Annotated in this window: 19 protein-coding genes; 9 read left to right on the top strand and 10 right to left on the bottom strand. The window is 64.8% G+C overall.

Annotated features, from left to right (window positions below):
- Entirely contained in the window at positions 1–498 is a 498-nt protein-coding gene (locus NLM15_RS38165; protein WP_254123119.1) for a TPM domain-containing protein, read from the top strand.
- A 37-nt stretch (positions 499–535) separates the two neighbouring features.
- Here NLM15_RS38165 and NLM15_RS38160 read toward each other — a convergent pair whose 3' ends face one another.
- Positions 536–1,555, bottom strand: coding sequence for a substrate-binding domain-containing protein (locus tag NLM15_RS38160; protein WP_254123118.1), 1,020 nt, complete (start codon positions 1,553–1,555; stop codon positions 536–538).
- A gap of 125 nt (positions 1,556–1,680) precedes the next feature.
- The gene (locus NLM15_RS38155; protein WP_254123117.1) at positions 1,681–2,937 is read right to left on the bottom strand and encodes an ArgE/DapE family deacylase; all 1,257 of its coding nucleotides are present in this window, start codon (positions 2,935–2,937) and stop codon (positions 1,681–1,683) included.
- A 136-nt stretch (positions 2,938–3,073) separates the two neighbouring features.
- Here NLM15_RS38155 and NLM15_RS38150 point away from each other — a divergent pair, with 136 nt between their 5' ends.
- The 3 genes from NLM15_RS38150 to NLM15_RS38140 are packed head-to-tail and all read left to right on the top strand — an operon-like array spanning position 3,074 to position 5,600.
- Positions 3,074–3,970 carry an amino acid ABC transporter permease gene (locus tag NLM15_RS38150; RefSeq protein ID WP_375166914.1) on the top strand — a complete coding sequence of 299 codons (897 nt, stop codon included), beginning with the start codon at positions 3,074–3,076 and terminating at the stop codon, positions 3,968–3,970.
- A gap of 2 nt (positions 3,971–3,972) precedes the next feature.
- A complete protein-coding gene (locus NLM15_RS38145; RefSeq protein WP_309144957.1) occupies positions 3,973–4,737 on the top strand; it encodes an amino acid ABC transporter ATP-binding protein in 765 nt (254 codons plus the stop codon).
- 35 nt (positions 4,738–4,772) lie between these two features.
- Positions 4,773–5,600, top strand: a complete 828-nt coding sequence (locus NLM15_RS38140) for an ABC transporter substrate-binding protein (RefSeq protein WP_254123116.1) — start codon at positions 4,773–4,775, stop codon at positions 5,598–5,600.
- Here NLM15_RS38140 and NLM15_RS38135 read toward each other — a convergent pair.
- Positions 5,584–5,820 (bottom strand): hypothetical protein, encoded by a 237-nt coding sequence (locus NLM15_RS38135; RefSeq protein ID WP_254123115.1) that lies wholly within the window; start codon positions 5,818–5,820, stop codon positions 5,584–5,586. The genes NLM15_RS38140 and NLM15_RS38135 overlap by 17 nt on opposite strands.
- Positions 5,821–6,080: 260 nt before the next feature.
- On the opposite strand from NLM15_RS38135, the gene NLM15_RS38130 reads away from it, so the two are divergent.
- The 3 genes from NLM15_RS38130 to NLM15_RS38120 all read left to right on the top strand — a co-directional run bounded on the left by NLM15_RS38130 (position 6,081) and on the right by NLM15_RS38120 (position 8,902).
- Complete coding sequence (locus NLM15_RS38130) at positions 6,081–7,064, top strand: hypothetical protein (RefSeq protein ID WP_254123114.1); 984 nt, start codon at positions 6,081–6,083, stop codon at positions 7,062–7,064.
- A gap of 110 nt (positions 7,065–7,174) precedes the next feature.
- Complete coding sequence (locus NLM15_RS38125; RefSeq protein ID WP_254123113.1) at positions 7,175–8,710, top strand: hypothetical protein; 1,536 nt, start codon at positions 7,175–7,177, stop codon at positions 8,708–8,710.
- A 27-nt stretch (positions 8,711–8,737) separates the two neighbouring features.
- Positions 8,738–8,902, top strand: coding sequence for a hypothetical protein (locus NLM15_RS38120; protein WP_200469919.1), 165 nt, complete (start codon positions 8,738–8,740; stop codon positions 8,900–8,902).
- A 51-nt stretch (positions 8,903–8,953) separates the two neighbouring features.
- Here the strand turns inward: NLM15_RS38120 and NLM15_RS38115 are convergent, their stop codons facing one another.
- The 3 genes from NLM15_RS38115 to putA all read right to left on the bottom strand — a co-directional run bounded on the left by NLM15_RS38115 (position 8,954) and on the right by putA (position 14,074).
- A complete protein-coding gene (locus NLM15_RS38115; protein ID WP_254123112.1) occupies positions 8,954–9,601 on the bottom strand; it encodes a glutathione S-transferase family protein in 648 nt (215 codons plus the stop codon).
- A 154-nt stretch (positions 9,602–9,755) separates the two neighbouring features.
- Positions 9,756–10,961 (bottom strand): CaiB/BaiF CoA-transferase family protein, encoded by a 1,206-nt coding sequence (locus NLM15_RS38110; protein WP_254123111.1) that lies wholly within the window; start codon positions 10,959–10,961, stop codon positions 9,756–9,758.
- Positions 10,962–11,074: 113 nt separating this feature from the next.
- Positions 11,075–14,074 carry a bifunctional proline dehydrogenase/L-glutamate gamma-semialdehyde dehydrogenase PutA gene (gene putA / locus NLM15_RS38105; RefSeq protein WP_254123110.1) on the bottom strand — a complete coding sequence of 1,000 codons (3,000 nt, stop codon included), beginning with the start codon at positions 14,072–14,074 and terminating at the stop codon, positions 11,075–11,077.
- 114 nt (positions 14,075–14,188) lie between these two features.
- Here putA and NLM15_RS38100 point away from each other — a divergent pair, with 114 nt between their 5' ends.
- On the top strand, positions 14,189–14,650 hold the full coding sequence (locus tag NLM15_RS38100) for an Lrp/AsnC ligand binding domain-containing protein (RefSeq protein WP_212484417.1): 462 nt from the start codon (positions 14,189–14,191) through the stop codon (positions 14,648–14,650).
- 170 nt (positions 14,651–14,820) lie between these two features.
- Here NLM15_RS38100 and NLM15_RS38095 read toward each other — a convergent pair whose 3' ends face one another.
- The 4 genes from NLM15_RS38095 to NLM15_RS38080 form a co-directional block, all read right to left on the bottom strand.
- Positions 14,821–15,021 (bottom strand): cold-shock protein, encoded by a 201-nt coding sequence (locus NLM15_RS38095; RefSeq protein ID WP_008134691.1) that lies wholly within the window; start codon positions 15,019–15,021, stop codon positions 14,821–14,823.
- A gap of 208 nt (positions 15,022–15,229) precedes the next feature.
- Positions 15,230–15,538 (bottom strand): cytochrome c, encoded by a 309-nt coding sequence (locus tag NLM15_RS38090; RefSeq protein ID WP_254123109.1) that lies wholly within the window; start codon positions 15,536–15,538, stop codon positions 15,230–15,232.
- Positions 15,539–15,550: 12 nt separating this feature from the next.
- On the bottom strand, positions 15,551–16,750 hold the full coding sequence (locus NLM15_RS38085) for a molybdopterin-dependent oxidoreductase (protein WP_254123108.1): 1,200 nt from the start codon (positions 16,748–16,750) through the stop codon (positions 15,551–15,553).
- A 208-nt stretch (positions 16,751–16,958) separates the two neighbouring features.
- The gene (locus NLM15_RS38080) at positions 16,959–18,692 is read right to left on the bottom strand and encodes an adenylate/guanylate cyclase domain-containing protein (protein WP_254123107.1); all 1,734 of its coding nucleotides are present in this window, start codon (positions 18,690–18,692) and stop codon (positions 16,959–16,961) included.
- 266 nt (positions 18,693–18,958) lie between these two features.
- On the opposite strand from NLM15_RS38080, the gene NLM15_RS38075 reads away from it, so the two are divergent.
- Positions 18,959–20,551: a glycosyltransferase family 39 protein gene (locus NLM15_RS38075; RefSeq protein WP_375166913.1), complete on the top strand. Its 1,593-nt coding sequence runs from the start codon at positions 18,959–18,961 to the stop codon at positions 20,549–20,551.
- Positions 20,552–20,586 lie beyond the last annotated feature (35 nt).

Raw genomic sequence — 20,586 nt, 5'->3', positions numbered from 1 at the left:
ATGAGCATCAAGCGCATTGCCAGACATCTGATGCAGCATCATTGGCGGGCGAAGCAGATCTTTCCGCAAGCCGTGCTCGCCCGTATCGAGCAGGCGATCAGGCAGGGTGAGATCAGCCATTCCGGCCAGGTCCGCTTCGTGGTCGAAGGCGCGCTCGACGGCAGGCCGCTGTTCCGCAACCAGCCGGCCCGCGAGCGCGCGCTCGACGTGTTCTCGCACCTGCGTATCTGGGACACCGCGCACAACAACGGCGTCCTGATCTACCTCCTGCTCGCCGATCGCGACGTGGAGATCGTCGCCGATCGCGGCATCGATGCGAAGGTTGGTGCCGCGCGTTGGGAGCGGATCTGCCGCCGGATGGAGGCCCAGTTCGGCTCGGGACAGTTCGAGCGTGGCGTGATCGCCGGCATCGAGGCGGTGTCGCGCGAGCTGGCGCAGCATTTTCCGCCGCAGGGGCCGCACAGCAACGAGCTGCCGGATACGCCGGTGGTGATGTAGCCCGGCCTCGTTCGGATCGAGGCCGGCACCTTGCGCGTCATCCTGATTTGGCGCCGGTCGACTGCCTGATGACGAGCCCGGTCGGTTGAATGACGATGCCGGCCGCGGCCAGTGCTTCACCTGTGATCAGGCGAACCAGCATCCGCACTGCCTCATAGCCAAGCCGGTCGAGCGGATAGGCGACCGCCGTCACGGCCGGCGTCAGCAGATCCGCAACCGGCCCGTCGTAGAAGCTCACGACGGACAAATCGTCCGGAACCTCCAATCCGAGCTCTTGCGCCGCGCGCAACGCGCCCGCGGCGACCAGATGATTGGTGGCAAAGATCGCAGTCGGACGGTCCGGCAGAGCGAGCACGGTCCGCGCGCCCGCTTCGCCACCCTCGCGGTCATAGCCGCAATTGACCACGAACCGCTTGTCGAAGCGCAGGCCGCATTGGACGAGCGTGTCCTTGAACCCGGCGAGGCGTCGCGTGCCCAGAAAGCGACGTGTGCTCCCGAGAAACCCGATCCGCTCGTGGCCGAGGCCTGCCAGGTGACGTATCGCGAGCGCCACGCCCGCTTCGTCATCCAGTACGACATGTGGAAACCGATCGTTCAGGTGACGATTCACCAGCACGGCAGGCGCCTGGAGCTGCTGCACGGCGGCCAATTGCCGCGCCTCCTGCTTGCCTGTGGAGACGAGAAATCCGTCGACCCTGTTGCTGGAGAGAATGCGCGCAGCCAGGTTCGGATCTTCACCTTCCTCGCCGATGCCGCCGATCAGCATCGAATATCCGAGTTCGTAGGCTGCACGCTGTGCGCCCTGAATGATCGCGACAAATGCCGGGCTGTTGATCTCAGGCACGATCATCGCAAGGCTGCCCGAGCGTGCAAGCCGTAGGCCCCGCGCCTGTGGATTGGGGGTGTAACCCAGTTCCGCAATCGCGCGGCGGACCGTCTCCTTGGTCTCTTCCCTAACGTTAAGCGTCGGGTCGTTGTTCAGGATGCGCGAGATTGCGCCGGGCGAAACGCCCGTCGCCTTCGCGACGTCGGCTATCGTCACTCTCTTGCCAGCCACCAAGCTCGCCCCTGGATTATCTCGAGTCGGACGACAGGCGTCAGTCCGGTTTGCCGCATCCTATAGCATCGATCGGAGCGCAGCAGCCGGAGCGGTGCAGTTTCTCTCGGGCGGGGATGGACGAGCTATTCGCTTTCGGTCAGGTAGTCCCACGCCGACAGCGCATGGGTCTTGATAATTGTCATGAACTCCTCGATCGACACGCATTCGTCGGCCGCGGCCATGCGCGTTGGCGCTGGACCGTAAATATAGGCAGGCACCTTGTGATAGCGCCAGAACTTGCAGTCGGTGGCGCCGAGCGAGGGAACCGCGACCGGGCGCACGCCTGATATGGCCTCGGCATTGCGTGCGAGAATGCCAACCATCGGATGGTCGTGTGCGCACGAGTTGGAAGGGTTGCTGGCAGCTTCCTGAACGGCGACGTTCGCCTGCGGATAGTCGGTGAGAATGGTATGGACGGTCTGCATGACCCGGGTAGCGTCCAGGCCGATCGGCAATCGAATATCCGCCTCGAACACGCATGAGGCGGGAATCATGTTGACCTTCAGGCCGCCCTTGATCGTGCCGATATTCAGCGTCGGTTGGGCCAGGATGTCGGCGGCGCCGGGACCCATTGCGCGATCGGCCGCCGCGCGCACGTCGGGTAACGCGAGATAGGCCCGTAACGAGGGTGGCAGGTCGGGGACGATCGCCTCAACCTGTTCAAGCCGGTTGATCAGGCTCGCGGCGATGCGCGTCGCGCTCTCGGATTTGTGCAGATGTGCGCCATGCGCACCCGCGGTTCGCACCGTGAAGGTCAGCCGCAACGTGCCTTTTTCGGCGAAACGGATGGTCTGCAGACCGCTGGGCTCAGCGTTGATCATGCAGTCGCCATGCCAGCGCGTATCGTTTTCGAGCAGCCAGCGGCTCCCCCAGCGTCCGCCAGTCTCCTCGTCGGACACCGCGGTCAGACCGAGGCTGCCCGTCAATGCGGCGCGACAGGCGTGAAGGTAGCTGAAAGCGATCACCGACGCGGCGGTACCTGCCTTCATGTCGCAGGCGCCGCGGCCATGCACGCAGCCGTCCTCCAGTGCGCCCGACCATGGATCGCGCGACCAGCCCTTGCCGTCACCCACCGGAAACACGTCGATATGGCCGTTCATCACCAGCCGCCGCCCGCTGCGCCCTCCCTCGAATTCGGCGACCACATTGGGCAGGTCCTCGCGCGGACCCACGATCGACGCCTCGATGCCACGGCTCGCGAGATAGCGCGTCACGATTTCCGCGGCCCGTCGCGTATCGCCCGGCGGATTGGGCGACGGCTCGCGGATAAACGCCTGGAGGAAGGCGATGTGGGAGCAGCGATCGCGTTCGATCGCGGCGAGCAGGTCATCTTTCGTCATAGGGTGCATTGACATTCTTCCCGGTCTTTGTAGTCTTAGGCTAGTAAATCGATTTACCAATGGCAAGCCACAAACTCTTGCGGCGCTCAACCATTGCCGGGGAAAGCGTGCGTCGCAGGACAACGAAGACAGCTGCATGGAAAGCGTATTGACCGAACGTTCCGTCATGAGCGGGGCAGATGACCTCTCGGAAGACATCTCCCAATTCGAGCATGTGAAGCGGAAGCACGTGGGCCGCTATGTCAGCGGTGCGTTGATCGTGGCGCTCGCGTTCTGGGTGGTGATGGCGTTCGCCCATGGCCGGATCGAATGGGCGTTCGTCGGGCAATACCTCACCGTGCGCAGCATCGTCGTCGGCCTCGGCAATACCGTGCTGATGACCGCATTGGCCATGCTGCTCGGGATCTCGATCGGGGTCACCGTGGCCATCATGCGGCTTTCGGCCAATCCCGTGATCAATTGGGCAGCGGCGGGCTACGTCTGGTTCTTTCGCGGCACGCCCGTGCTGTTGCAGCTGCTGTTATGGTTCAACCTTGCGCTGGTGTTCCCGAATCTCGGCATTCCCGGACTTGTCGAAGTGCCGACCGTGGAGGTGATGACGCCTTTCCTCGCTGGACTGCTGGGGTTGGGCATCAATCAGGGCGCCTATACGTCGGAGGTCGTGCGCGCCGGCCTGTTGTCCGTCGACCAGGGGCAATACGAGGCCGCCAAGGCGATCGGCATGCCGCGTCTGCAAGCGCTGCGCCGGATCATCCTGCCTCAGGCAATGCGCGTGATCGTGCCCCCGATCGGAAACGAGCTCATCGGCATGGTCAAGCTGACGTCGCTCGCGAGCGTGATCCAGTTTCCGGAAATCGTCTATAGCGCGGAAAACATCTACTACGCGAACAACCGGGTCATCGAGCTGCTGATCGTCGCGGGCATCTGGTACGTGGTCGTCGTCACGGTGCTCTCCGTCCTTCAGGGACGGGTCGAGCGGCATTTCGCGCGCGGCGCAGGTACATCCGGCGCAAACACACGAACTGGGAAATAGCCGTGAATCCGATCGTGAAATCCGTCGGCCTGCGCAAGTCTTTCGGTGCGTTCGAAGCACTCAAGGGCATTGATCTCGAGATCGGTCGCGGCGAGGTGCTGTGCATCATCGGTCCGTCCGGCTCGGGAAAGAGCACGTTCCTGCGCTGCATCAACCAGCTCGAGGCGATTGATGGCGGAGCCTTGTGGGTCGACGGTGAACTGGTCGGCTACCGACGCGCGGGCCGTAAGCTATTCGAGCTCTCCGAACGCGAGATCGCGCGACAACGGCTCGCCACCGGCATGGTGTTTCAACGCTTCAACCTGTTTCCGCACAAGACGGCGCTGGAAAACGTCGTGGAAGGACCGGTCCAGGTCCTCAAGCTGGAGCGCGAGCAGGCCGAGTTCGAGGCTCGCGAGCTGCTTGCCCGGGTCGGACTTGCCGACAAATGCGGTGCTTATCCGATCGAGCTGTCGGGCGGCCAGCAGCAGCGCGTCGCGATCGCGCGCGCTCTGGCGATGAAGCCGGCGCTGATGTTGTTCGACGAGCCGACCTCCGCGCTCGATCCCGAACTGGTCGGCGAGGTGCTCTCCGTCATGCGCGACCTCGCGCGGACCGGAATGACCATGATCGTCGTGACGCACGAGCTCGGCTTCGCGCGCGAAGTTGCGAGCCGGGTGTTGTTTATGGACCAGGGGCAGGTGGTTGAGGGCGGGCCGCCCGAGCAGGTCCTCGGCAGGCCCACCCAGGTCCGCACACGCGACTTCATCTCGGCAGTGCTGAACTAGCCGATCGACACCATTGAGGCGCACAGGGGAGTATCATGTTGTCGCGAACCCGCCTTTATCTCGCATTCGGCGCTCTCGTGGTCGCGTTCGGTCACGCCGCGGGCATCGCCTGCGCACAGGGGACGAAGACGATCATCAACGCGGCGACGGTGCCGAAATATCCGCCTTTCGAATTCAAGGACCCTGCGTCCGGCAAGCTGACTGGATTCGATGTCGACATCGTCGACGCCCTAGCGGCCAGGATGGGCATCAAGGTGAACTGGATCGATTCGAGCTTCGACCAGCTGATCAGCTCGATCGAGACCAGACGCGCCGACATCATCGTTGCCGGCATGGCCGACACGCCGGAGCGCCGCGCCACTGTGAGCTTCCTGAACTATCTGCATGCCAATTCGGTGTTCTTCGCGCTGCGGGTCAACGCCGCGCGCTTCCCGGATCTGGACGCGCTGTGCGGTAAACGGGTTGCCACCGCGCGTCGGACCATCTGGCCGGCGGCGATCGAGAAATGGAGCGACGAGCATTGCGTCGCAGCCGGCAAGCCCGCCGTGATCGTGGTGGGGACGGACGGATCGCCAGATACGCGGCTGCAGTTGAACCAGGGCCGCGCGGACGCAGCGGTCCAGGGTGCCGAAACGATCCCCTATCAGAACACGATCGAGGGCAACCGCTACGTCATTCTCGGCAAGCCGTTCCTCGTCCAGGACATGGGCCTCGGCTTCGCCAGGGACGACGTGCAATTCGGCCAGAAGCTCAAGCAGGCGCTTGCCGGGTTGATGGCGGACGGCAGCTATCAGGAACTGCTGCGCAAATGGGGGCTGACTGACAGTGCGATCGAGCACGCCATGGTCAATGGTGAGCCCTAAAACGCCATCGGGGCGGCTCGAACAGCGTGATGCAGGCCGAGGTGCTGTACATCACGTTGAGGCGGAAATTGCCGAGCTTGATGATGCAGGTCTTGCTCGCGCCGCTGATCTTGGCGATCTCGGCCTCGCCATCGAGGACGACGAATAGCTCGCGGCCGGTCGAGCTTTCCTCGAAGATGACGTCATCGACACCAAACGCGTTGATGCACTTTTCTAGCACCCCTCAAAGGCCTGACGGGATGGGCCATGTTGGCCGGGGACCTGTGACTGGCGACGGCCCGCGCGTTGCGCGGCCGTTCATCTTCCCCCGGTTACGATTTGTTTGACGCCCGCCACACCGGTTCCACTTTCCCGGCCAAATTCGGCCCCGGATGACTTCCTAAAATTTCGGTAAGCGGGTCCAGAGGTAAGGATTTCGCAAGCAATGAAAGTTACCAAAAGGTCAATCCAGAGTGGAGTATTTGAACTGTGAGCGAACCAATGGCTGAGCAGGCTGCCCAAGAGACCGGTGAACCGACGAGTCTCGTCGAGGCCGCCGCGACCGCGCCGCAGGCCGTCGAGGCTGCCGGGATCGAGGCCCCCTCGATCGCTCCGGACCACGAGGCGCCGCCCAAAGCTGATCCGGTCAAGGTCGAACCACCCCGGATCGAGGTGCCGAAGTTCGAAGCCAAGGTTGAACCGAAGGCCGAGACCAAGCCCGAGCCGAAGCTCGGCAAGCTCATCGTCATGGCGCCCTCGGAGCGTTCCTGGGACCGTGAGGAGTTTGCCCCGCATGTGAAGGCGGAAGAGCCGCGCGAGACCGGCGGCAAGCGCCGCCTGTCGGCGATGGCTGCGGTGGTGGCGATTGCGGCCAGCGTCGGCGCGATCAGCGGCGCGCTCGCGACCGCCGGCATGATGCACTTTGCAGCTCCGGCCCCCGCACCGGCCCAGGTCGTCGACACCAGCGCGCTGGACGCCTCTGTCGCCCGGATCGACGCCGATCTGGTCGCGCTGAAGGCCAATGTCGAGCACAGCTCCAAGACCGGCCTCAGCCAGTTCAACCGGGCCAACGACCGCCTCGACAAGCTCGAGAAGGCGCAGGCCGAGCCGATGGCCAAAATCGCAAAGCTGTCCGAGACCGTCGACAAGCTCCGCGCCACGCCGCCTGCTGCCCCTGCGCAGGCAGCCGCGGCACCTGCCCGCGAAACCACCGGCTCGATCGCGCCGACCCAGGTTGCGACCGCCGCTGCCACTCCGGCTCCGACGCCCGCCGCGCCCAAGACCGAGGTCAGCCGGCTGCCGACCATCGACGGCTGGGTGCTGCGCGACGTCGCCAATGGCGGTGCGCTGATCGAGGGCCGCGGAGGCCTCTACGAGGTCTATGCCGGCGACCCCATCCCCGGAGTTGGCCGCGTCGATGCGATCCGTCGCCAGGATGGCCGCTGGGTCGTCGTCACCAGCAAGGGCCTGATCGTCTCGCGCTGATCTCATCGCGCCTTAAAGCGTTGCACATTCGACTTTCGAAGAGGCGCTTCACCACCATGTGAAGCGCCTTTTTGCTTGAATAGGCGTCCCCGCGCGGTGTTACCTGAGGCATGAGCCGCGTGTTGCGAATTCTCGTTGCTGTCGTCGTCCTGTTCGGCGGCACCGTTGCGCTTTTTGCAGCGGAGACCGCGCCGCTGACCCGCGGCACCGCGATCACCGATCCCGACCTGCTGCGCAAGCTCGACCAGCACGATTCGCTCACGATCTCGCGCCTGCTGTGGCCGGAACGGAACGCGGATGCTCCGCTGACGACCGACCTGATGTTTTCCTCGCTGTCGCAGCTCAAGGACATTCCGCCCGCAATCGACGCGGAGTTCGACCGCTACATCGTCAGGCAGAAGGCGGCCTATCCGACCGAGACCATCGGCGTTGGCGAAGGCTTTGACGTGCAGCTGTTCGACCGGGCCAATCTGAAATCACGCGATACGCGCTTCGTGCTCGCCGGCATCGTCAATCGCATGGACCGCGCTTATGTCGCGGAAGACTCCTGCGGCGAGATCCGGCTGATCTACCGTCTGGCGCATTTCGAGACCAGGCCGGACGGCGGCAAGACCGCGACCCGGCTGCCGATGACGCTCAATCTGGTGATGAAGGCGAGGGATGCGCGCCAGACGGATGCGAGCGGAAAGCCGGTCAGTTGCGCCGAGGTCGCGCGGCGCTGGCTCGACAATGGCGACTGGCAGGGACTGATCGGCAGTTCCTTCCATCCCGACGATGCCATGCTCGATCGCATCGAGACCAACGTCCAGATCTCCATCGCGCCGAAATCGGCGCTGCACGATTTCCGCTCCGACTATCTGCTCAAGGTGTTCAAGTACAACGCCGCGACGAAGACGTTCGAGGAGGGGGCGCTGGAGAACCAGATCGACCGCGACCGGATCGTTGCGGACGACGCGCTGCGGCACGAGTTCAAAGACTGGCTGCTGGCGCCCGATCATCTTCGCGAGTTCGATCGCGGCACGGTGCTGATCCCCGAGAAGTTCCTGGCCAAGGCTGCGGTGGTGCCGACGCCCGCCGGCCTCGATGCTTCGGCGTTGCAGCCCGAGTTCGGCATGATGCAAGGTGAGGGAAACGGCGATCCCGTCTTCACCGACAATGACGTGATCGGCGCGCTGAAGCAGGCCGCGGCGCGCGGGGACATGCAGAACATCCGCTCGGTCGCGGGTTTTCAGCGCCGTCTCAATGACGTCACCTGCTCGGGCTGCCACCAGACCCGCGGCATCGGCGGCTTCCATTTCCCGGGCGTCGACTGGCTGGCGGACAAGCCGTCCAATTCCACCATCGTGCCGGCTTCGCCGCATTTCTTCGGCGATCAGGTGCGCCGCCGCGACATCCTGACCGCGTTCGCCGCCGGCAAGCACCCTGATTTCTCACGCGGATTTGCCAGCCGGCCGCAGGCCCGCGGCAGCCGGGAGCTGGCCGGCACCGAATACGAAGATGGCTGGGGCGCGCATTGTTCCCTGCAAAATGCGGGATCAGGAACGCCGGACAGGAGTTTTACGTCATGGACCTGTGCTAAAGGTCTCACCTGTCAGGCTGCCGCGGCTTCGAGCCGCATCGGCATGTGCTTCATCAAGACGCGTTAGGCCACCTCCAGCCGATTTGGATGACCCATGACGGACACGAGCGACGCCGACAAGGAGCGCAATCGCGAGATCGCGCGCAATGAGGAAGCCAAGCAGGTCACCGGCAGCATTCGCGTCAGCACCTGGGCGGTCGCCGTGGTCGTCATCATCGGCGGGATCCTGTTCACGCTCGGCTGGCTGGCGCTGAAGTAGCCTCCCGTCGCCTCTCCGCGCGTGCGGGGAGAGGGAGAAGAAAGAGCCTCCTCACTTCGCGTAGTTCGTCATCCGCTTGCCCGGCAGCAGCTCATACGCAGGCTTCCAGCCGGGCAGCGCCGCCATGCGGCCGAGCCAGGCGTGGATGGCGGGATGGCTTTCCGCGAAATCGAAGCCGTGCTCGTCGCTCGGATAATGCAGATAGGCCATCATCGAGATATCGGCGACCGTCGGCCTGGTGCCGATCGCGAAGGCATTGTGCTGGAGATGGCCCTCGAGAATGCCGAGGAAGTCGTCGAGCCGCCGGCGAAAATGCTTCAGCACCTGCGGATCATTGTTTTGCGTGAAGGCGCGCATGAAGCGATAGGTCGCCATGTAGCCGGTGAGCTTGTGGTTGTCCCAGAACAGCCAGCGCAGCAGCTCGAACTTCTCGTCCGCCGTCTCGGCGCCGAAGCGGCCGTATTGCTCGGAGAGCTTCAGCAGGAGGGGCGCAGTCTGCGTCATCTTCACGCCGTCGACTTCGAGCACCGGGATCTCGCCCATCTCGTTGACGGCCTTGCGCCATTCCGCGGTGCGCGTGATGCCGCCGCCGAAATCGGTCCAGACCGGTTCGAACGTCTCGCCGCAGAGCGTCAGCATCAGCGCCAGCTTGTAGCTGTTGCCGGATTCGGGGAAGTAGTGCAGGCGATAACTGGGCATCGAGACCTCGCGCAACGAATGTGGTCGTGAGATTATACCGGGATGGCACGGCATCGTCATTGCGAGCGTAGCGAAGCAATCCAGCAATGCATCCGCGGTGGGATTCTGGATTGCTTCGCTGCGCTCGCAATGACGGCTCTGGCGGCTCTCCGCCTTACCCCACAGCCCCCGACGACCGCAGCTGCTTGATCGCGTTCTCGTCGTATCCCGCCCCGCGCAAGATCTCGTCACTGTGCTCGCCGACGCCGGGCGGCTTGCGCGGCTGCACTTTCTTCGCGCCGTCGATCCAGATCGGGCTCGAGATGGTGAGCATGGTGTCGTTCTCGAACGGCACCAGCACCTCGTTGTCGAGCATCTGCTTGTCGTTCGGGATGTCGTCCAGGATGCCGACGACGCCGAACACGAGGCCATTGCCGTCGAGGATCTTGCGCCATTCGGCAAGGTCCCTGGTGGCAAAGGTGTCATCCAGAATCTTGATCAGCTCGACCGAGCGGGCGTGGCGGTCGGCCTTGGTGGCGAAGCGGGGATCGTTGATCAAATCCTCGCGGCCAAGGCAGCGCGCCAGCGTCGGCCATTGCTTCTCCTCGCTCAGCAGCGACAGGATCAGCCAGCGGCCGTCCTTGCACTGATAATGGTTGGCGACCGCATTGAGCGCGCGCTCGCGCGGGCGCCGCTCGCCGAACTTGGCTCCGCACAGTTTTGCCTGCGCGAGCACGCTCGCCGCCCACACCCCGTTCGCCATCAGGTTGGAGGCGACGTGCGAGCCCTTGCCGGTCTTCTCGCGCTGATAGAGCGCGGTGACGATCGCGCCGTAGAACGCCATGGCGCAGGGGTGGTCGCCCATGCCGGCGACCGAGCGAGCCGGCGTGGTGTCGGTGTCGGCGCGGACGAGGTCCATCAGGCCGGAGCGCGCCCAATAGGCGTTGCTGTCGAAGCCGGGCTTGTTGGCCTCTTCACCCTTCTCGCCGTAGCCGGTGAAGGAGGCGTAGATCAGCCGGTCGTTGAGATGGGCGAGGTGATCATAGGTGATGCCGAGCTTGGCACGCACCGGCGGCGGCATGTTGGTGATGAAGACGTCGGCCTCTTCCACGAGCTTGTAGAGCACGGCCTGCGCCTCCGGCCTGGAGAGGTCGAGCGCGATGCTCTTCTTGTTGCGGGCCTCCAGGAGCCAGGCGAAATTATGCTCGCCGGTCGGATAGCCCGGCAGGTTGGGCAGATTGCGGTAGGGGTCGCCGGCGCCGGGTGGCTCGATCTTGACGACGTCGGCGCCGAAATCCGACAGCACGGTCGCGGCAGCAGGCGCTGCGATGAAGCTCGCGCAGTCCAGAACCTTCAGCCCCGCAAAAATGCCCTTTTCCATCGCGGCGTTGCTCCCTCGCTCTTGTTGTTTCCCGCGCGCTGGAATTGGCGCAGGCGAAGTCAGGGGAGCCATTAGACCGATGTTTTGCCGGGATGCAACGCTCCTCGCTACGCTTACTCCTCCCCTGCGAGCAGGGCAGCGTTGCCGCCGGCTGCCGCGGTGTTGATCGTGACGGTCTGCTCGGTTGCAAAGCGCGCGAGATAGTGCGGGCCGCCCGCTTTCGGGCCGGTTCCGGACAGGCCGTTGCCGCCGAACGGCTGCACGCCGACCACGGCGCCGATCATGTTGCGGTTGACGTAGATGTTGCCGACCTGGACGCGGTCGATGATGGCCTCGATCGTGTCGTCGATGCGGGAGTGGACGCCGAGCGTGAGCCCGTAGCCGCTACGCTCGATCGCTTGCAGGACGCGTTCGAGGTTCTCGGCACGATAGCGCACGACGTGGAGGATCGGGCCGAACACCTCCTCGGTGAGCTGGCCGGCGCTTTTGAGCTCGAAGATGTGCGGCGCGACGAAGCAGCCATCGGGCGCGGTGCCGGCAAAGTGCAGCCGCGCCTCGCTCTTCATCCGCGCGATATGCGCATCGAGGCGCTGCTTGGCTTCGGCGTCGATCACGGGGCCGACATGGGTTGCGACGTCGGCGGGATCGCCGAGCTTCAGCTCGCGCGCCGCGCCGGCGATCATCTCGATCATGCGGTCGGCGACGTCTTCCTGCACGAACAAGAGCCGCAGCGCCGAGCAGCGCTGGCCGGCGGAACGGAAGGCAGAGGTCACGACGTCGTCGGCGACCTGCTCGGGCAGCGCGGTCGCATCCGCGATCATGGCGTTGATGCCGCCGGTCTCCGCGATCAGCGGTACGATCGGCCCGTCCTTGGCGGCGAGCGTCCGGTTGATCGCCCGCGCGACCTCGGTCGAGCCGGTGAAGACGACGCCGGCGATATCAGGATGCGCGGTCAGCACCGCGCCGATGCGGCCATCGCCGGTGACGAGATGCAGCGCGCGCCTGGGGATGCCGGCCTCGTGCAGCAGGGCGACGGCCTCGCGCGCGATGCGCGGGGTCTGCTCGGCGGGTTTTGCGACCACGCTGTTGCCGGCCATCAGCGCCGCCGTGACTTGGCCAAGGAAAATGGCCAGCGGAAAGTTCCACGGCGAGATCGCCACGAACACGCCGCGGCCGCGCATGGCGAGCGCATTGCTCTCGCCGGTCGGGCCGGGCATGGCGGCATCGGAGCCGAACAGCTTTCGGCCCTGCGCGGCATAGTAACGGCAGAAGTCGGCGGCCTCGCGAAGCTCGGAGAGCGCATCGTCGAGCGTCTTGCCGCCCTCGGCTTGCAGCAGCGCGATGAAATGAGCGCTCCGGTTCTCCAGCAGATGCGCGGCCTGCTCCAGCGCCGCCGCGCGCGTGCCCGCCGGCGTCCGGCTCCAGGCCGCAAAGCCTGCGCGTGCAGCAGTCACCGCAGCGTTGGCCTGATCCGCCGTTGCATCCGCGATCGGCTTGCGGTCGGCGGCCTCGGCCTTCACGTCTGCCAGCAACCGGTCGAGCGCGGTGCGCGCGCCGAATTCGACGCCGCGCGAATTGCGCCGCTCCGGCGCGAACAGATCGCTTGGCAGCGGAATCCTGGGGTGGGTCGCCTGCTGCGGCCGGACGATGGCATCGGCCGGTCGCTGCAACAGCGCCGGCACCGGCACGCGATAATCGGCCGCCTGCGCCACGAATGACGAGTTGGCGCCGTTCTCCAGCAGCCGCCGCACCAGATAGGCGAGCAGGTCGCGATGGCTGCCGACCGGGGCATAGGTGCGGTAGGCGATGTCGGGGTGATCCTTGGCGAGCTGCTCGTAGAGCGCTTCGCCCATGCCGTGCAGGCGCTGGAATTCGAAGCCGCCGCTGCCCTGTGCAAGCTCCAGCACGGTCGCGACCGTCAGCGCGTTGTGGGTGGCGAATTGCGGGAAGATGCGCGGCCGCAAGCCGAGCAGTTTTGACGCGCAGGCGACGTAGTTCAGATCCGTCATCGCCTTGCGCGTGAACACGGGATAGCCGTCGAGCCCGCGCTCCTGCGCGCGCTTGATCTCGGTGTCCCAATAGGCGCCCTTGACCAGCCGCACCATCAGCTTGCGGTCATGCGCGCGGGCGAGTGCGTCGACATAGTCGATCACGGCGCTCGCGCGCTTCTGATAGGCCTGGATCGCCAGGCCAAATCCGTGCCAGCCCTTCAGCGACGGATCGGCGAGCGTTGCCGCGATCACGTCGAGCGACAGCTCCAGCCGGTCGGCTTCCTCGGCATCGACAGTGAAGTTCAAATCATGGGCCTTGGCGCGCTGCGCGAGGTCCAGCAGTTGCGGCACCAGTTCAGTCATGACGCGGTCGCGGCTGATCGCCTCGAAGCGCGGATGCAGCGCCGACAGCTTGACGGAGATGCCGGGCCGGTCGGGCAGGGGATTGCTACCGGCCGCCTTGCCGATGGTTTCGATCGCGCTCGCATAGGCGTCGAAATAGCGCGTCGCATCCGCAGCCGTGCGCGCGCCTTCGCCGAGCATGTCGAAGGAATAGCGCGGCTTCTGGCCCGAGCGCGGCTTACCCCGCTCCAGCGCCTGCTCGATGGTCTCGCCCAGCACGAAATGATTGCCCATCAGCCGCATCGCCTGGCGCGTGGCGGTGCGCACCGCAGGCGCGCCCAGCCGCTTCACCAACCGGCCGATGGTGCCGTCGGGTGTCTCGCCGGGCTGGATCACCCGCGCCGAGAGGCCGAGCGCCCAGGCCGAGGCGTTGACCAGGAACGCCGTGGACTTGGTCTCGTGATGGATGAAGTCGCCCTCGCCGAGCTTGTCCTCGATGAACTGGTCGGCGGTGCGCGCGTCTGGCACGCGCAGCAGCGCCTCGGCCAGCACCATCAGCGCCAGCCCTTCCTTGGTCGAGAGTGCGAACTCCCGCAGCATGTCCTCGACCCCGCCGAGCCGGTCGTCGCGCTTGCGGATCGCCTCGATCAGCCGCGTCGCGGTGCGGTCGATCCGTGCTTCCTGCGGCGGACCAAGATGCGACGCCGGCAAAAGGCGCGCGGCGATCTCGGCATCATCGGGTGCGTAGGGAGCGGAGAAGGGAGGCGGGATGTTCGGCATGGCGCGTCCTGTGGCTGAAATCCAGGATAAGGCCCGCGTGACCGTAGTTCGATAGACAAGTTAGTCATTTTACCTTAGAAAGTGAAGGTAACTCTGATGTTGGCCGCATAAAATATGGAACTCGATCGAATTGACCGGAAGATCCTCGCAGTTTTGCAGCAGGATGGGCGCATAGCCAATGTCGAACTGGCCGAGCGCATCGGGCTGTCGCCGACCTCGATCGGCGAGCGGCTGAAGCGGTTGCAGCGCGAGGGCTTCGTCGAGGGCTATGGGGCGCGGCTCAATCCGCATCGGCTGGGCCTCGGTCTTCTGGTGTTCGTCGAGGTGCTGCTCGACAAGACCACGCCGGACAATTTCGAGCGCTTTGCGCGCGCGGTGAAACTCGCGCCCGAGGTGCTGGAGTGTCACATGGTTGCAGGCGGCTTCGACTATCTTGTGAAGGCGCGGCTGGCTGACATGACCGCCTATCGACGCTTCCTCGGCGAGACCTTGCTCTCGATGCCGGGCGTGCGCGAGACGCGAACCTATGCGGTGATGGAAGAGATCAAGCGCGACGCACCGTTGCCGGTGGAGTAACGAAATGCCGTCGCGATTGTCATTGCTGTGGCGTTGAACAAGCGGTCTTCGCGGGAAAATAGCTCTCCGTGTGCAGTCGCAACACCTGTCGTCGAATGCACTGGCCGTCTTCTAAAATTTTTTTGGCCCGGCTCCCGGACAGATCCGGGAGGCAGCAAAAGCTGGCGGCCTTATACTTTGAGGTTCTCTGCGGAGGTCTTGCCCCGGTTTGCGATCTCTTCGTATTCCACCGTCTGTCCTTCGTTCAGGGACGACAGACCGGCTTTCTGCACTGCCGAGATATGCACGAACACATCCTTGCCGCCCGACGCAGGCTGGATAAATCCATAACCCTTCGTCGGGTTGAACCACTTGACCGTACCTTTAGCCATCACGTCTTCTCCGCGGGTCTTCCTCCGAGATCTCGAACCGCCAGTCCCCGCCAACCGGCCGGTTCGGTCCTAACAGGATACGCGGATTGTGGCCGGCTTGGTAGCTCAAACCACATCGGCATTTTGCCGAATTCCGCTCAACTTCGCGGCGTTTTTACCGGTTTTGCCCGTTTCGCGGTCAATTGATCCGAACGCCGCGATCCATCCGTCAATAAGTCGCAGCCAGATAATCGACGATCTTGCCGACATCGGCATCGTCGATCGGGGCGCCGTAGACCTTTATCATCTTGGTCACCTCGGCCTGCCAGAAGGCCTTCTTGTCCTTCATCGGCGGCTGCGTGCTGACGTAATCGGCCGAGTGGCAAGCGCTGCAATTGCCCTGCACGACCTCGAGATTGGGGCCGGGCTTGAAGGCGGCGACCTCGTCCGGGAGCTTATAGTTGACGGGCGCTGCGGTCACGGCGCCGATGCCGGCGGCGACAGCGAGCGAGATGGCGAGGAGAACGGTGCGCTGCATGATCATTCTCCCTCAGGCCACGGTCACGCGGACGGTTTCGACGACGTTGCGTAGATAACCCGCCGGGTTCCAGCGCGGCGTATCCGGCTGGGTCTCGCCGCCATTGCCGGTGGCGCGCACCTTCAGCTCATGGGCGCCCGCCGCGAGCTTCACCGGCAGCTTCCATTCACGGAATGAGTATTTGCCGAGATACTTGCCGAGCTTGGCGCTGGCCCAGGTCTTGCCGCCGTCGGTGGAAACCTGGACCTCCTTGATGCCCTTGCCGCCGTCGAAGGCGATGCCGCGCAGCGTCGTCGCTCCCGCCTTCAGCTTGGCGCCGTCGGGAACGCTGGTGATGAAAGAGCGGATGGTGAAGCGGTTGATCGGGATCGTCGCCTTCGGCGCGGTGCCCGGCTCGATCGCATTGTTCGGGGTGTCCGGAATGCGATAGGCCGACTTCATCCAGAAACCGTCATAGACGCTGTCGATGACGGTGATCTCGTTGAGGTGCTTGACCCAGTAGGTGCCGTAATAGCCGGGCACGATCAGACGGAGCGGGAAGCCGTTGAGGAACGGCAGGTCCTCGCCGTTCATGCCGTAGGCCAGCATCACCTCGCCGTCGGTGGCGTGATCGAGATCGAGCGCCTTGACGAAATCCGGCGTCTTGTCGCTGACCGGACCGTCCATGCCGTTGAAGGTGACCTGCTTGGCGCCGCTCTGCACGCCCGCCATCTCCAGCACCGCCTTCAGCGGCACGCCGCGCCAGCGCGCATTGCCCATGGCGCCGTTGGCGAGCTGGCCGCCGGCAACGCGCGGCTCTGAAAAGCCGCGGCTATTGCCGGAGCACTGGTTGACGGCGACGATCTCTGTCGCCTTCATTTTCTTGATGTCCTTGAGCGACAGCTTGAGCGGCTTGTCGACCTTGCCCTTGACCTCGAGCGTGAACTTGTCGGGATCGAGATTGTAGGGGAGGTCCGAGAGGTGATAGCGCACGAAGAACGCGTTATTCGGCGTGATCGGGCCGTCATTGAACACCGCGAACGGCGTCTCGAGCTGCGGCGGCCGGCTGGTCAGTCCGATCATCGGCCGCTTCTGCGGATACTTCACCAGCGGCCGCTCGCCATTGGTGAAAGGCAGGGTGACGGTGTCGAGTGCCAGCGCCTTGGTGGAATTCAGTGTGGCCGCAATAGCGGCGAGGCCCGCTCCTTTGAGCAGGTCGCGTCGATCGAACATTCTGGTCTCCTCCCGGAGCTTTTCGTTGGACCAGCGGTCATCACCGCGATCCCGCGCTCATCTGTCGCAACGATTTGGATGAAGTCAATTCGTGCTTTCGCAGCAGGCCCATGCCGTTGCGTTGCAGCAAGCCGGTGTTACGTGGCGAGCCGAGTTATTGCCGCGGTAGCGGTGCTCTCCCTCGCCCCGCCTGCGGGGAGGCGAAGACTCAAGCCGCGACGCGCGCGCTGTGATCGACGAGGACCGACAGTTCCCTTGCATCCGCAACGACGCGCACGGCCATCGGCTCGTCGCGGCCGCGGATCGCGACCTCCTGTTGCGGCAGCGCATCCTCGGCAAGGTCGGCGGTGCGGCGGACCTCCTCCGAGACGATGGCTTCGCAGGCCAGCGTCTTGGTCATGTCCTGGAGCCGGGCGGCGACGTTGACGGCATCGCCAAGCGCGGTGAAGACGATGTGATCGCGATAGCCGATGTCGCCGATGATGACCTCGCCGCCGTGAATGCCGATGCCGAAACGGATCGGCTGGCGCAGATCATGGCTCAAGAGCTCATTCAATTCGTCGATATGCGTGGCGATGCCGGCGGCGGCCTTCAGCGCCTGCCGGCAGGCTTCGTGCGGATCGGCCGACAGCCCGAACAGCGCCAGCATGCCGTCGCCGACGAACTGGTTCGGCTGGCCGCCGTTCTCGATCACGGCCTGCGACACCGCGCCGAGGAAGCGGTTGACGATGAAGACGGTGTCGAACGGCAGCCGCTTCTCGGCGAGCTGCGTCGAGCCGCGCATGTCGACGAACAGGCTGACGAGGTAGCGTTCCTGGCCGATCCTGGCCGGCATCGAGGCCTGCCCGTCCGCCGCATGCGTGTGGGGCGTAAAGAGCTGGAAGAAGGAGAGATCCGAGTCCGGCCGCAGCTGGCAGGCGAGCCGGATCGAGGGGTCAGCAGTGCCGACGCGGGCGAGCACGAAGGCCTCGCGCTGTGACGGCTCGGGCAGGGCGCCATGATCGCCGATGACGCGGATGCGGCAGGTCGAGCAGCGGGCGCGGCCGCCACAGACGCTGGCATGCGGCACGTTGTGGCGCAGGCTCGCTTCCAGCACGGAGAGGCCTTTCGGCACGCGCACTGTCTTGCCGTTGCCGTAGGACAGCGCGATCATGCCGCCGCGCCGCTCGCGCAAGGCACGTACGCCGCGCGCCGCCAACGCGAGGGCGAGCAGGCCAAAATAGCCCGTGACGAGACCGCCGCTGATGCGGTCGAGCACTTTGTTTTCCGCGACCGTGCCGACCTGTTGCCTCGTATAATTCGTCTTGCGCCAGTCCGCGTCGTCGCTGTCGGCGGCAACGCTCCGCCCGCCCTGGTAGATGCCGAGCATCGCCAGCGTCGGGATCAGTACGGCGGCTGCGAGCAGATAGGGCGCGGCGCGCGTGAAGAAGGTCTTCATGCGAAGCCAGAAATAGATGCCGACGCAACCGTGCACCCAGGCGACCACGAGTAAAATCGTCATCTGCCAGAGCCGGGAGGGCGCCAGGACGAAGAACAGATAGAGTTCCTGCGGGTAAAGTTTCTCGTGCCCGTAGAGCGTCAGGCCGAGCCGTATCCCGATCACATGCGCCATGATGAGCGCAGGGATGCTCAGGCCCAGCAGGAGCTGGAGTGGCTCGACGGTCCGCCAGCGGAACTGCCGGCGCTGGTACAGCGCGTAGATGCCAAGCCCCATATGGGTGAGCGCCGCGGTGTAGAACACGATCGCAACAGGCAGGAACTGCCAGAACACGGTGTGGTAGTAGACCCCGGCCTCCATGGCATCGACAGAGATGTTGCCGAGCGCGTGGTTGAGCAGATGGCTGACCACATAGGCGAACAGGATGATGCCGCAGACCAGCCGCACCTGCCGCACGCTGGTGGCGCGGACGAGTTCGGTCATGTGGGCAGGAGCGGTGGCCATGATTCGATTGTATCAGTTCATGAAGGAGAACAGCCAGCGTAGCGGTTAATTCCCGCCGTGGACAGATTGTGAAGTCACATGCCCGACAAGGTTGCGAAATCGTAGGGTGGGCAAAGGCGCGCCCTTGCGCGCCGTGCCCACCATTTCTATCCGTCAATCCCCATGGCGGGCACGCTCCGCTTTGCCCACCCTACGATCGCTTCCGCGGGGCGACAGGGGACTTCCCCGCATTGACTCCCCCTCCGAGGTTGGCGAAAAGCGCGGGCGTGACGACAGCCCCCGACATCACCGTGTTCCCCCGCAGCCTCGCCCGCCGCCCGCTCCTCGTGGCTGTGCTGGTCATCGCGGCGATGACGGTGCTGCGCATCGTCTATGCTTCCGCGATCGAGCTGCGCACGGACGAGGCCTATTACTGGACCTGGTCGAAGGAGACGGCGCTCAGCTTCCTCGATCATCCCCCCATGATCGCCTGGCTCATCCGGCTCGGTACCGCGATCTTCGGCGACACCACGCTCGGCGTGCGCATCAGTGGCATCGTCGCGATGCTGGTGACGCAGCTGCTGCTCGCCGACATCGTTCGCCGCCTCACCCATGATGTGCGCGTGGTGGTGCTCGCGGTGCTGATGCCGGAGGCCGCGCTCTATTACGGCCTGCTGATAGCCAAGGTCGCGCCCGATGTCGCGATGATTCCGTTCGCCGTGGCGATGATGTGGTCGCTGGTGCGGCTGGCGCAGAGCGGCGACGGCCGCTGGTGGCTTGCGGCCGGGCTGTTCGCGGGCCTGTCGATGCTGTCGAAATTCACCGCGATCATGTTCGCGCCGGCGGTCGCCGCGTTTCTGCTGGTGCCGGATTGGCGCTGGCGCTGGCTGCGCAGCCCTTATCCCTATCTCGCGGTGCTGATCGCGATTGCCGTGTTCTCGCCGGTGCTGATCTGGAACGCGCAGCACGACTGGGCCTCGTTCCGTTTCCAGGGCGTGCGGGCCACCGCCAATTACGGCATCTCGCTGCGCACCATCGGCGATTACATCGGCCTGCAATTCGGCCTGGTCGGCTTCGTCATGCTGCCGGTGGTGCTGACGGGCCTCGTGATGACGGCGTGGCGCGGCTATCGCACGCGCGAGCCGGTCGCGATCCTGCTGTCGACCGCGGTGCTGGTGCCGTTCCTCTATTTCTTCTTCAAGTCGCTGACGCTCAGGGTCGGCGACACCTGGCCGATGTTCATGTGGCCGGTCGGTTTTGCCGCTGCCGCCGTCAACCTCGCGACGATGACGAAGGAGGGATGGTCGGCACGAATGCTCCGATCATCGGTGTTCTGGGCCAGGACGGCCGTCACGACGGGCATCGCCTTCGTCGTGATCGTCTTCTTTTACTACGTCGCGGCGCCCTGGAATCTCCTCGGCAAGATCGATCCGATCGGTGCCGAGGCCGGCTACGAGCAGGTCGCGGCGCGTGCGCAGGCCGCGCTCGACGAAACAGGTGCGACCTGGATCGCGACCACGGACTATCGCACCTACGCGATGATGCGCTGGCTGTTCAGGGGCCGCGTCCCCGTCATCGAGATCAACGAACGCGGCCGCTTCCAGGATTTCCGCGATCCCGGCATGGACCGGATCAGCGGGCACGCGGGCATCTATGTCGGCCGCGAGCCGGACAACCGGTCGTCGCTGTGGCAGAACATCCCCGCCAAACGCGAGCAGCTCGGCCAGGTCGAGCGCCGCTGGCGCGGCGTCCTGACGGATACTTACGCGATTGAAAAGCTCAGCGGCTGGACCCCGGAGCTATCGCCGCCGAAGGACTCGCCGCTGTTTCAATGGAAAGTGCTGGCGGGGGAGTTTCAATCGCTCTCGGCGTTTGCGTAGCCAAGAAGGCAGTGACCTCTTCCTTCTCCCCTTGT

Origin of the sequence: Bradyrhizobium sp. CCGB20, from assembly GCF_024199855.1 — a bacterium.
Lineage (GTDB): Bacteria > Pseudomonadota > Alphaproteobacteria > Rhizobiales > Xanthobacteraceae > Bradyrhizobium.
This window is presented reverse-complemented; position numbering and strand designations above follow the sequence as displayed.